This window comes from Thiothrix lacustris DSM 21227 (genome assembly GCF_000621325.1).
In the GTDB taxonomy this organism is placed as follows: Bacteria; Pseudomonadota; Gammaproteobacteria; order Thiotrichales; family Thiotrichaceae; genus Thiothrix; species Thiothrix lacustris.
This window is the reverse complement of the sequence record NZ_JHYQ01000001.1, coordinates 138292-150841: the sequence shown is the minus strand read 5'-3', so window position 1 is coordinate 150841 and position 12550 is coordinate 138292. Positions and strand designations below refer to the sequence as shown.

12 protein-coding genes are annotated in these 12550 nt (G+C 47.0%); 10 read left to right on the top strand and 2 right to left on the bottom strand.

The features are described 5' to 3' along the window. The first annotated feature begins 35 nt into the window (after positions 1 to 35). From Q394_RS0100690 to Q394_RS0100650, 9 genes are all read left to right on the top strand, one after another. Positions 36 to 1196, top strand: a complete 1161-nt coding sequence (locus tag Q394_RS0100690; RefSeq protein WP_156946705.1) for a phage/plasmid replication protein, II/X family — start codon at positions 36 to 38, stop codon at positions 1194 to 1196. 970 nt (positions 1197 to 2166) lie between these two features. Further along, complete coding sequence (locus Q394_RS0100685; RefSeq protein ID WP_028487581.1) at positions 2167 to 2850, top strand: hypothetical protein; 684 nt, start codon at positions 2167 to 2169, stop codon at positions 2848 to 2850. 313 nt (positions 2851 to 3163) lie between these two features. Then, positions 3164 to 3376 (top strand): hypothetical protein, encoded by a 213-nt coding sequence (locus Q394_RS0100680; protein ID WP_028487580.1) that lies wholly within the window; start codon positions 3164 to 3166, stop codon positions 3374 to 3376. A gap of 92 nt (positions 3377 to 3468) precedes the next feature. Next, on the top strand, positions 3469 to 4197 hold the full coding sequence (locus tag Q394_RS0100675) for a hypothetical protein (RefSeq protein ID WP_028487579.1): 729 nt from the start codon (positions 3469 to 3471) through the stop codon (positions 4195 to 4197). A 502-nt stretch (positions 4198 to 4699) separates the two neighbouring features. Further along, entirely contained in the window at positions 4700 to 5200 is a 501-nt protein-coding gene (locus Q394_RS0100670; RefSeq protein WP_028487578.1) for an AAA family ATPase, read from the top strand. Positions 5201 to 5330: 130 nt separating this feature from the next. After that, positions 5331 to 5453, top strand: coding sequence for a hypothetical protein (locus Q394_RS22945; protein ID WP_281169622.1), 123 nt, complete (start codon positions 5331 to 5333; stop codon positions 5451 to 5453). A gap of 93 nt (positions 5454 to 5546) precedes the next feature. Next, complete coding sequence (cydD, locus tag Q394_RS0100660) at positions 5547 to 7325, top strand: thiol reductant ABC exporter subunit CydD (RefSeq protein ID WP_028487577.1); 1779 nt, start codon at positions 5547 to 5549, stop codon at positions 7323 to 7325. Then, on the top strand, positions 7322 to 9079 hold the full coding sequence (gene cydC / locus Q394_RS0100655) for a thiol reductant ABC exporter subunit CydC (protein ID WP_028487576.1): 1758 nt from the start codon (positions 7322 to 7324) through the stop codon (positions 9077 to 9079). The genes cydD and cydC overlap by 4 nt, the downstream gene beginning before the upstream one ends. A gap of 72 nt (positions 9080 to 9151) precedes the next feature. Further along, positions 9152 to 9850 (top strand): Crp/Fnr family transcriptional regulator, encoded by a 699-nt coding sequence (locus tag Q394_RS0100650; RefSeq protein ID WP_028487575.1) that lies wholly within the window; start codon positions 9152 to 9154, stop codon positions 9848 to 9850. Here Q394_RS0100650 and Q394_RS18570 read toward each other — a convergent pair. Together Q394_RS18570 and Q394_RS22660 are read right to left on the bottom strand one after the other, a co-directional pair. Next, complete coding sequence (locus Q394_RS18570; protein WP_169735867.1) at positions 9847 to 11658, bottom strand: ATP-binding protein; 1812 nt, start codon at positions 11656 to 11658, stop codon at positions 9847 to 9849. The two genes, Q394_RS0100650 and Q394_RS18570, sit on opposite strands and share 4 nt — an antisense overlap. A 314-nt stretch (positions 11659 to 11972) precedes the next feature. After that, the gene (locus tag Q394_RS22660; RefSeq protein ID WP_211248769.1) at positions 11973 to 12227 is read right to left on the bottom strand and encodes a hypothetical protein; all 255 of its coding nucleotides are present in this window, start codon (positions 12225 to 12227) and stop codon (positions 11973 to 11975) included. A 1-nt stretch (position 12228) separates the two neighbouring features. Here Q394_RS22660 and Q394_RS22655 point away from each other — a divergent pair, with 1 nt between their 5' ends. Continuing rightward, positions 12229 to 12417 carry a hypothetical protein gene (locus Q394_RS22655; protein ID WP_211248768.1) on the top strand — a complete coding sequence of 63 codons (189 nt, stop codon included), beginning with the start codon at positions 12229 to 12231 and terminating at the stop codon, positions 12415 to 12417. Positions 12418 to 12550 lie beyond the last annotated feature (133 nt).

The following is a 12550-nucleotide window of genomic DNA, read 5'->3' as shown; positions in this document are numbered from 1 at the left end:
TAAAAAGAAGTTGAACAAATTAGGAGATTCAATAATTGAATTATAATAACGACACCCGATTATGTCCAGAACATTTATCTAAAATCATTAAAAAGTATCTATACCATACAAGATACTATGACCTAAGCAGCCATGATATTCTTTCACCTGTAATGATAGACAGATTACATTTCATCATTTCCATAGGAGAACATAGCCCTATAGCAGAAACATATCTGCTTGAACTGGATGATAACGGTGAGGTAATAAAAGCTACCAATAAAAGTATAAAACTTAAAACGGATGCTACAGATGAGACAGCTTCATATATCAGGTCAGTATATGACAATACCGCTATTGAAGTTATTACCAGCCCTAATAAATATATTTACGGTCATAACCTCTATGGTAGTTCAGACATACGGTTTCTGATTACTGAGACAGTCCGTAAGGCGCTAACAGAAATAAACCGTATAGACATACTCCCTAATGTTGTTGAATCCACAGAGATTAAAATACTCGGTGTAGATATAAACTCTATGTGTATTGCTCCAAGACCTTCACAGTATCTAAGTCTATTACCTAATCGGCTGGATACTAACTCAACAATAACGGCTAAAGATAATACCGTATATGTTGGCAATCATATTCATAGTGATTCAGCTTTTCGTATTTACGATAAATGGGTAGAGCGCAATAATAAAAAGATGCTACAATACCTATCTAACGAAAACCAAGAATGGATGTCAGACAAGCTACGTATAGAGCTTATACTAAAGCCAAGAGAGTTAGATAAACTTGAGCTTAGTGATATAGCCCAGTGGTCTACAGATACAGCGGAAATTATTTATAAAAAATACAGAGAGAAATTGAAACTTATGAAAGCAGTATCAGAAGATTTAAGTTTATTGGATTCAGTAGAAGCAGGATACTACTGTAGATGGAAGTATGTTGGAGACCCATTAGAGGTAATCATTCCAGCAGAACGAACACGAGTAAGATACAGAAAGTCTGTAAAGGATAAGATAGGTGTAGACCTTGCTCGTCCTTACAATGGAGAGGGAATGAACCCATTATTGCAGATGGTTGAACCTAGGCACATGAGGATGTCAGGTATACCACTATCAGAAATTGAGAAGACGGTAGCCCGTATAGAAGTGTCTGATACTGATACGGATACAAAAGCTAACATCCCTTTATCCATGCTCATGGGCTGAATCTGTCAGGTTCTCGTTAACCTGCCAATTTGGCACTTGCTCTTAGGTTCTCGTTTCATCCCAGATTCTGGTATTGTGCGTTCTCCACTGGCAAATCCCCCAGACCAAACAGAGACAGATTGCACCAGCTCTCAGGTAGGCTCGTCAGAGACTCACCGCCTTACAGATACTCGTTAACAGGCAGATTCTGCCGTTTTGTTTATTATGGGATATTCCCATAGTCGAGTGTCAAAGCGTGATAACCCCAGTCACTCAACCAACAAAAGCAACAGAAACAAGTTGACCAAGCCCGCACAGGGCGAAGGGAAAGAGCCAATGCCGACAGAAGCAGCAGTTACCAGTTAACAAAATTGTTAGGTCAATATAATCAAGCAGCTATGACAAGAGAAGCAGGAATGGAAGCCCGCACAGGGCTGACCCAAACAAAAACAAAAGCAGCGATGACAAGCGAACAAACCAGATTTGGTTTTTTCGAAATAATCAATAACTTGCAGATGATGGAAATCTTCACCATGAACAAATGCTACACTATTTGCAACCACCATAATGTTAATAGATTCAATAGCCTATATGTGATAATAACGATAATTGCAACCACAAGCTCAAACAAAAGTGGATGCAACCGGACACTTCCGTGCAGCTCAAAGCTATACTGGATAAGGGTTTCAGGTGGATGCATATGTCTTTTACCGTACAGGCGGGGAGTCTCTGACGAGCCTACCGTGCAGTATCTTCAGGGATGTGGTTCACCACTTCCCATTCTTCAGTTCGGAGTAGGGTCTAGGCTTGTGCGTTTACGCTGAAGCCGGACAGATTGGATTCCATTATGACAGTAACCCACATATCCGTTTGTCTGGTTAAGTTGTCTGTATAGGGCATTTATGAAAATATACTGAATAGTGTCATTTGTAAAAATAGGTCATTGGGGATTGCTCCAGAAATCCATTATTCTCATAAAGGAGTAACTCTCATGACTACTATCAACACTGCTGCATCTTCTACTACTATGTCAGAAGATGCACGTAAGGCACTTGTTGTTTATCTGGAGTCTACTATTCTGGGTTATGACAAGCTGTCTATTCGTAAACAATGCGGTACTCTTACGCCTCGTCAAGAGGCACGTTTGGTATCCTTGGAGAATATGATTCGTTCTATTTGCGTAGTGTGTGAGGCCAATGGTCTTACCTTGACTGATACATCTGGTTATTCTGTGGCCATGATGAATTGGTCTGAAGGGACTAAGGTGTTCTATGGTACACAGTACGGCGAACTTCTTAAGGATGCTGTACGTTTTACTGACGTGGCTAGTGTGAACCTATACACTACATCCTTGGAGGTTACTGTTGAGTCAACAGAGACCTTAGTGGGTAAGATCTGGATCGAGACCAAGGAGTTAGTACAACTCTCTTGGGTCTTTGTCAAAGATAGTGTGTCTCATGTGTGGGCGATTCTACGTGATGGGAGCAAATACCTTTGGGGTAAATTGTGTGATCTGTGGAATTGGATTGTAAATATAATTAAAAACAATCCTGTAGCAGTTGCGGCAGTTGCAACAGTCGCTGTTGTAGGTGTTGCTGTAGGTGTAGCTATTGTTGAACCTACTACAATTATTCATACCGCAGTCAATATTATTAATCCTATTATTCTTACTTAACTGTTCACATCTGAACATAATTCATAAGGGTGGTATAGTCCGCCCTTTTTTATTGTTAAGACTTCCGAAAATAAAGGTAATTCTAACCTGCTGGATTCCAGTGTATTACCCAAGCCTGTGGTTGGGGACGCTTGCACTCATGCAAGTGCTCGCCTAAAAAAAATGCGCCCTTAGTTTCCCCTTAATACCCTAAAGGTTAGAAATTATTTTAGTTATTACTATAAATACCTATTGACATATTCTGTATTGCATATAACTTAGTATATATAGAATACGAAACAATAGTTAAAACAATCAATAAGGGGTTAATAGTATGGAACAATTAGATCAAACAGAAATAGAAATCTTAAAAGAGTTAGATGTATATGCAGGTGGCATCTACTTATATTGGAGATTACTAAATCTCAAAGCAGATGAAATGAATATAGCTCATAGCACCAAGTTCAAATATAAAAAACTACTTAAGGAATTATTCGGTATTGATATAACTAAACGTCGTATCGAAAAACAAGAAGTGGCACTATAAGCCACATATAGAAAAGCCCTAACGCAAATAGGGCTAATCAAGAGTTCAATGTGGTCTCTACGATAACTAAAACCACAAGGAGGCATATCACTATGTCATTAATAATAAACGTTCCAGTTTTAGAAGACAATAACAATAATGCACTCATTTCTTTTTTGGGTGATAGTAAATCAAATTTAGTCTATATAACTGATTTCATAAAACAGATAAACGAGTATTACGTTTCCATTAGAAAGCGTAAAAAGACTATCCGTCTTGATGACCATATGAGGAATAAATTATTTACTGAATCAGCTATAGCACTTGAAGCAGACTTGACCGGGAATTTCCCGGACATGATTTTATCTGAAGCTACTAAAGATAACAAAGGTCGTATTGCAAATATCTCTGAACTGTGTCCTACAGTTATCAAAACCAAAAGCAGAGGAGCTAATAAAGGAACATGGATGCACAAGCGCCTTGTATTAGTTCTACTATCCGGTATAGATGGCTTCATTGCCAATAAGGTTCAGAATATTCTAATAGAACATGATGTATTTGGAACACGTAATAAGTTCAGTTCTGCACATAAGCTATTAGGTGATGCCATTGAACAGAACCAAGCGTTTCCTAAGAATCAGCATGTCTATTGTAATGTAAACAAAGTAGTTAAAAATCACCTTGAGTATACGAACATTAATGATATTCCAGTTGAAACACTTGAAAAACGTAAACAGATTACAGAAGAGTTAGCCACTCTTACTAAGTATGGATTCTTAAACTCTTATCAAGAAGTAAAAGAATTTGTAAATACAAAAGTTATTGAGGGCGAATTGATATAATCTTATAGTTCGCTTTTGGAAGCTCACACTTTCAGGAACAGTCTCACCCTGGACAACAGGGTGGGATTCTAACTACATAGATTCAATGTATTAACTCCGTCGACCCGACGCTATTAGAAAAAATGCGCCATAAACAAACCCCTAAAGGTATATAGCGAAATACAAAACTTCAATAAAGATTTTGGAATAGTACGATACAGAACGTATCAGAGGAGGGAGAACAGAGGGAGGAGCGAAAGCAATTAACAGTTTATTAGACGGAAGCCATGTATAACAGGCTATGCGGAGCAGCCTATCAGGATATGAATCGACCTGGGCGATACAATAACGTGTTGTCATCATAGCGAATTTTTCCATTTGGTAATCAATTATGCAGGATTATACAGTCGACTAACGGTAGGTGCATTATTTTTTATGAGCATGGTCTTCGTTGGTGGCAGAGCCGCCCGCCCCACTGCAATATGGTATCATCTGTCACTCTCACCACCGTGCAGGACGTGCCATGAAAATCCCCTACGGCTTGAGCAATTTCAAGAAAGTCATCACCGAAGGCTTTGTCTACGACGTAAAGTACCAAGCCGATTTCGACGCAATCTTTTCCCAACTCTACATCGGGCAACACCCCACCGCGACGCGCAGCAGCTATCAGGTGCTGTTCATGGAGTTCAGCGGGATTGCGACGGATAGCGCGGAGTCGGTCGAGCGTTCGTTTACGCATAAAGTCGATGTGGCGTTGAAAAGCACGCTGGAACGCTACGCTTACCCAGCCGCAGCCATCACCAGTGTTGATAAAAGCTATTCTTCCTACGAAAAAATGGAAGCCTTTTTTAGTGCGACCCGTGGGCAAAAAATATTCCTGTTGATCGACGAATACGACCATTTCGCCAATTCAATGCTGGCGGATGACCCGAAGCTGTTTCAAAGCGTGATGGGCAAAGGCGGTGACCGTGAAGCCAACTACCAAGTGCTGGATGAACTCATTACAACAGGCACTACGTGGTGAAAGTTCAATAAGCAAAGGGTTTTTTGTGGTAGAATGAGAAATCGCTATTTTATCAGGATCCAGTAATTTTTACGTACCATCAGTACCTTACTGAGCAGGAATACCCACAAATTACCAGGAGCATACGATCATGAGCAAAGCACCGAAAAGTAATAAAGAAACGAAAAAACAACCGGTCATGACAGCGAAGGAAAAGAAAGTCGCCAAGCAGTCAAAGAAAGAGACCAAGGGTTTGTTGACGACGAATATGTAATATTCTCGCGGTTCACTTGATACAAAAAGGCTGTTCACGCAGCCTTTTTTATGGAAATTCAATAAGCTTTTCGTAACTGCTACACTCCCCGCCATGAGCACACAAGACAAACCCCACAAACCCCACAAACCCCACAAACCCGACCCCGCCATCACCAATGCCCTGAAAAGCTGGAAAACCCACTCTGGTTTCTGGCTAAAAGCGGCGGTTGCCATTGGCCTTGTTTCCGGCCTATTACTGATTGGGCAAGCATGGCTATTGGCAAAAACCGTCAACGCTGTCGTTTTCAGCAAGGCCACGTTGCCCGATGTGATGCCGTGGCTATGGGGAATGCTGGCCATTTTTCTATGCCGTGTCGGGTTGGCGTGGGCATCGGAACAGGCCGCGTTTCATGCGGCGGTTCAGGTGAAACTCGCCATTCGCGAACAGCTTTACCAGAAGGTGCAGCAACTGGGCCCGGCGTGGCTGAGTGGCGAACGTTCCGGCGACATTATCAATTCCCTCAGTGACGGGGTGGAGGCGCTGGAAGCCTATTACGCCCGCTATGTGCCTGCGATGGCGTTGATGGCCTTGATTCCGATGGCTTTACTGGTGTTTGTGTTTGCCAATGACTGGATTTCTGGCTTGATTATGCTCGGCACTGCGCCGCTGATTCCGCTGTTCATGATTCTGATCGGCAAAGGCACGGAGAAGCGCAACCAGCAGCAATGGCAAGCGCTGGCACGCATGAGCGCCCATTTCCTCGACGTGATTCAGGGCTTGACCACCCTCAAGCTATTTAACGCTAGCCGTCGTGAAGCGCGGATGGTGGCGCAAATTTCCGACCAACACCGGCTGGCTACCATGTCGGTGCTGCGGGTCGCGTTCCTGTCGTCTTTTGTGCTGGAATTCTTTTCCACCGTGAGCATTGCGATTGTCGCGGTGTTGATCGGTTTCCGCCTGTTTTGGGGGGAAATGGACTTCTTCTACGGCTTTTTCGTGCTGTTACTTGCCCCTGAATTCTATTTACCGTTACGCAATATGGGCACGCAATACCACGCGCGGATGCAAGCCATCGGCGCGACAGAACGGATTGTGGCGATATTGGGGGAAACGGTCGAGACGCGGGATGGGACGCGGGATGTCATATCTGCCAACACCCATACCCCTATTCACTTGCAAAATCTCACCTTCACTTACCCCGACGGTCGCCAAGGCGTGAAGGACTTGAACCTAACGATTCACCCCGGTGAAACCCTCGCGCTGGTCGGTCTCAGCGGTGCGGGCAAGACCACGCTGATCAACTTGCTGATGGGCTTTTTGCAAGCACAAAGCGGGCAAATCCTGCTGGGCGATACACCCTTGAACACCATTGCACCGGAAACATGGCGCAAGCAGTTCGCATGGTTGCCGCAAAAGCCGCAACTGTTCCCCGGCACGGTGGCTGACAATATCCGTCTCGGTCAGCCGCAAGCCAGCCTTGACGCAGTGCAAGCAGCGGCGGAACAGGCACAGGCACACACCTTCATCCGTGCCTTGCCGCAAGGTTACGACACGGTAATCGGCGAAGCGGGGCAAGGCTTGTCAGGCGGGCAAATCCAGCGGATTGCCTTGGCACGCGCTTTCCTCAAGGATGCGCCGCTGGTCATTCTCGACGAAGCCACCGCGAATCTGGATCGCGAAAGCGAAACCCTGGTGCAAGCAGCCGTGCAAAAACTCGCGGTCGGCCGTACCCTGATTATGATTGCCCACCGCTTGCGCACGGTGCAGGATGCCGACCGCATCGCCGTCATGGATGATGGGCAAGTGGTGCAAACCGGCACGCACGCCGAATTGCTGCAAACCTCGCCAGTCTACCAGCAGATGGTGAACGCCTACGGAGGTGAAGCATGAAAGACCTGATCCGCTTACTGCGCCTGTTCAAACCGTATCAGGGCTGGATGTTGCTGGGCATGTTACTGGCGTTTGTTACCCTGATGGCGAATGTTTTGCTGATGGCGGTGTCCGGCTGGTTCATCACGGCGATGGCGATGGCGGGCGTTGCCGGTGTCAGCATGAATTATTTCACCCCGGCGGGGCTTATCCGTTTTGCGGCGATTGCCCGCACTGCCGGGCGCTATGGGGAACGGCTGGTGACGCACGAAGCCACCTTCCGCATCCTTTCCGAATTGCGGGTGTGGTTTTACCAGAAGCTGGAACCGCTTGCCCCGGCACGGCTGGAAGCTTACCGCAGCGGTGATTTGCTCAGCCGTATTCGTGCTGACATCGACAAGCTCGATAATGTTTACTTGCGTCTGTTAGTGCCGGTGGTCGTGGCAATGTTGGCAACGCTGGTGTTTGTGCTGGTGCTGTGGTTTTACGACCCGTTGCTGGCGCTGGTGGAATTCACGTTGCTGATGGTTGCCGGGGTCATGGTGCCGTGGTTGATGAACCGTTGGGGGGCAAGCACCGGGCAGCAGATGGTGACGACGGCCGCACAGATGCGTTCGGCGTTGGTCAACGACTTGCAGGGCATGGGCGAACTGCTGGTGTATGGCGCGGCAGATGCTCATGCGGCACACATTCGCCAACTGTCGCAGGATTTGGCGGCGCAACAGCAAAAAATGAGTGGCTTGCAAGGTATTGCGCAAGGTGCTTTGGGGTTGTGCGCCAATCTGGCGATGTGGGGCATGTTGCTGGTGGCGATTCCGTTGGTGTCGGAAGGTAAGCTGTTGCCGCCGCAATTGGCGATGCTGGCGCTGTTTGCGTTGGCGAGTTTTGAGGCGGTGATGCCGTTGCCACTGGCTTTCCAGACGCTGGGTGAAACCCTCGCGGCGGCGCGGCGTATTTTTAGTCTGGCTGATATGCCGCCAGCGGTGGCCGAGCCAGAACAGCCGTTGCCTGTGCCGGAAACGCTGCATTTTGCATTTCGGGATGTGGATTTCCGGTATCAGCCTGAGGGAACTGACGTTCTCCACAATATCTCGCTCGACCTTCCCCCGGCGCACAAGTTGGCCATCGTTGGGGCTACCGGGTCGGGCAAAAGTACCCTCGCCAGCTTGTTGCTGCGTTTTCGCGAACCTGTTAGTGGCGAAATCCTGCTGGATGGGCAGCCGCTTCAGCAGTATCACGGTGAAGCTTTACGCCAACACATTGCAGTCGTGTCGCAGCAAACCCATTTATTCAACACCACCCTGCGTGAAAATCTGTTGTTAGCACGCCCGGATGCGGATCAAGAAGCACTCGATGCCGCCTGCCAATTGGTGTTGATCCACGATTTCATCAGCAGTCAACCGCAAGGTTACGATACTTGGGCGGGTGAAACCGGGGTGCGTTTGTCGGGTGGGCAGGCGAAACGCATCGCGATTGCTCGCGCCGTGCTGAAAAACGCTGCGGTGCTGATTCTCGATGAACCCACCGAAGGGCTTGACCCGGAAACCGCGCAACAAGTGATGGCAAATCTTGTTGCCCACGCCACTGCCCAGCGCCAAAGCCTGTTACTGATTACCCACCGTTTGCACGGGTTGGAACAGATGGATAACATCCACGTCATGGACGCAGGGCGCATCATCGAGTCCGGCACGCACGCGCAATTGCTGGCAGCCAAGGGTTATTACCAACAATTATCGGTTAGTGGCAAGTTGTTGGTTGAGAAAATAAAAACCTGATTTTTTTGATAAAGCGCAATGCGACTGCATCAGCAATCTCTAATACTGGTAGCTGATATAGAAAGGATTGCTATGATGAATGTACAGTACAGTGTTGGACAGTCGAAACCCTGTCCGGTGCACGATTTTGCGTTGTTTGCGACGTTGGGTGATACCTTCAGTGACGCACTAAAAGTGGTGCCGAGCGATAGCGTTGAGTATGCGGCGACAGACACTATTTATTCAGCGGGTGTGAGTGCACAGCACATCTATCTGCTGCGGGATGGCTACGTCAAGTTGTTCAAAACCACGGTCAGCGGTAAGGATCAGATTATTCGGGTTGTGAAGGCCGGTGAGATTTTCGGTTTTGATGGGCTAGTCGATATCCGTTACAACCACAGTGCTATGCCGCTGAAACATGCCACCGTGTGCCGTATTGCGGTCGATAATCTCGATATGCTGGGGGCGCGTCGCCCTGAAGTAGAGCGCTTGATCATGGTGCGCTGTATCAAGGAGTTGCAGCACGCTGATGAGCGTTTGCTTGAACTGGGAGCCAAACGCTCAGACGAACGTTTGGCTTCGTTCTTATTGGGATGGTGTAACGCGGCTAACCGTTGGACACCGTTGATACTATCCCGTCTAGAAATCGCCCAGTTGCTGGGGTTAACGATCGAGACCATTAGCCGCTTGTTTGCACAATGGAAACGTGAGGGGCTGCTGGAAGAAAAGCAGCAAGCCATTCAGATTTTGGATAGGCATAAAATGAAACAAGTGGCGGATAGCAACGTTTAACACGGATTAGCAAGACAGTTGCTCCTAAGGGCGTTCTGGATTTTTGCCGTTAGTAGGTCGAGGGTAAAGGGCTTGGTCATGTAGTCATCCATACCAGCCATTTCGCAGCGTGCTCGCGTTCCTTGTTGTGTATCCGCCGTCAGGGCAATAATCGGAATACGCGCCCGTCCATTCCTTTGCTCATCTTGCCGAATGGCGCGAGTGGCGTCGAAGCCATCCATTTCTGGCATGTGGCAGTCCATTAGAATCAGGCGATAGTCCTTTTGTTGACAGGCTATTTGGGCTTGAAGACCATCATCGACGCTATCGACCTCAAATCCTAAGGTCTCCAGATTGTCACGCGCAATCAGTTGGTTGATGGGGTTATCCTCTGCTAGCAGTATGCGTCCGCTGAAGCGAGTTTGGAGCGTGGTGAGCGCGTCATTTTGCACGTTGGCGGTCGTATTCTGCTGTTCGATGGCGCTGAATGGCAGTTCAACATAAAACGTGGAGCCAACGCCTTTGGTGCTTTCCATCCTGATGATGCCGCCCATGACGTCTACCAAATTATGGGTAATGGATAGCCCTAAACCGCTACCACCAAAGCGTCGGGTGATAGAGCCATCTTCTTGGGTAAAGGGGCTGAAAATACTTTCTTGTGCGTTAGCTTCGATGCCGATACCCGAGTCACGCACGGTAAAGCCAACTAAGTAGTGATTATCTTCTCGCTTACGGGCTGTGATGATGAGTTCTACTTTGCCCTGTTCGGTAAATTTAATGGCATTCCCTAGCAGGTTAAGCAGAATCTGGCGCAAACGGAACGCATCACCACGTAAGGTCACGGGCAGTTCATTGGAGGGATCGAAGACCAGCGTTAAACCCTTGCTGTGTAGCTGCGGCTCGATAGAGTGCAAGGTGTTGTTGCAGAGTTTGATGAGGTCAAAGTCTTCGTTTTCTAGCACTAATTGGCCGCTTTCGATTTTGGCAAAATCGAGGAGATCATTGATTAAGCGTAATAGATTAGTAGCCGATTCATGCACGATTTGTAGGTAATGCTGCTGTTTAGGCTCCATTTTTGCGGTGAATAGCAGTTGGGTTGCGCCAATAACGCCATTCAGTGGTGTGCGTATTTCGTGACTCATATTGGCGAGAAACTCGCTTTTTGCTCGGCTACCTGCTTCGGCAGCTTCTTTGGCCTCTTGTAGTTCAGTGGTGCGTTGTTCTACCTGTTTTTCGAGATTCTGCTGGTATTCTTCTAATGAGCGTTGTACTTCACGACGTGTCAGCACTTCCTGCTTCAGTTGTTTGTTGAGTTGTTCGGCATTTTCTTTTTGTTGGTTTAAATCGGCGGCGAGTGCCTCTTTTTCAAAGCGTAGGTGCAGGGATGTCATCAGGGTTTCAAAGAAATTGTTGGCCGTGCGAATGATCAGGAAAGAGTAGATGATTGTGCCTAAGGCTAATACGGTGTAATCCAAGCTTAACTGCATGAAATACAGTAGGATTGTCAGTAGTATGGCGGGTGCGCAGTAAATCAATAATATGAGCGGAAATCCAGCTAGTACGGGTACAGCTATCGAGCCCATGCCTATACTGATTAATACGACGATAACATTCAGCCAGTCATCCTTTCCAAAGGCAGTGAGTACAAACCAAGCCCAGCCTATACTGACGGGTATTGTGGTCAGCATGTAGCGTTTTGCCCAAATTTGGGATGTTGCAGATGTTGGTGAATTAAGGTAGCGAATGATGACGCCGAGGCGAATACTTGCAGCAAGAAAAAATCCGGCGAGCCAAGTGAAATTGGCGGTGTTGGATACATTGCCATACATGAGGGACGATAGCAGTATGCAAAGCACTAACAAGGAGCTAGTTGAAAATTTGCCATTTCGATAGAGAAGGCTAACACGCTCTGTGTAAATTCCCTGTGTTGTCAAATTGGCGACAGACTTGCGATTCGAGCCGAATAAATAATCGGCTTCATCTTTCCAGTTTTTTATGAATGAGTGACCGACTAGCTCCAGCATGTCTATACCTTATTGTTATTGTTTGAATGATTTATCCACGCTTATAGTTTATAAGATTTTTGGGTGCGCTTGTAATTTTTTTAATTAACGGGCTAGTTAAGTCGTTTTACCTCTCACCGTTACTTTGAACTTATACAAACTTGAACATCATCAAGTTTGCTGTCAAATTCCTGCTTAACTGTGATTTCAATCGGGGTATTCAGTAAGTCCAGTACGCGTTGGATGGAGGCCATCGAACGCTGATACAGGTCGGTCATATCGGCTAGTCGGGTCAGTGGCCACAACAGGCGCTGGGTCAGGTAGACCAGTACCGAGTAACTCCCTACGCCTATTTCACTATTCAGCGTCATGAAGCCGCCGTACAACAGGGTCACGGTGAATCCGGCCAGTTGCGGCAATGCCCACCTTGGCGAGGAAGGAATCCTGTTTGTTGACCACCACATCGACCGCTACCCCGATCAGCACTTCCGGCAATACGTCGAAAAATTTGTTGAGGATGGAGTAGATCGTCGCCTTGATCATGTCCGGGCGGTATTGGCGGGCGTAGGTGAACAGGCGTTGTAGGGGGCGGACGAGGTGGGTGTCGATGTGAGAGTTCCTTTGGGTGAGCAGGGGTGGGAGTTTAGCATAGGAGAGTGTAGGCTGTTTCTGTATCAGAATGCGGTGGTAGAGGGCATAATATAAACAGTTTTATGGG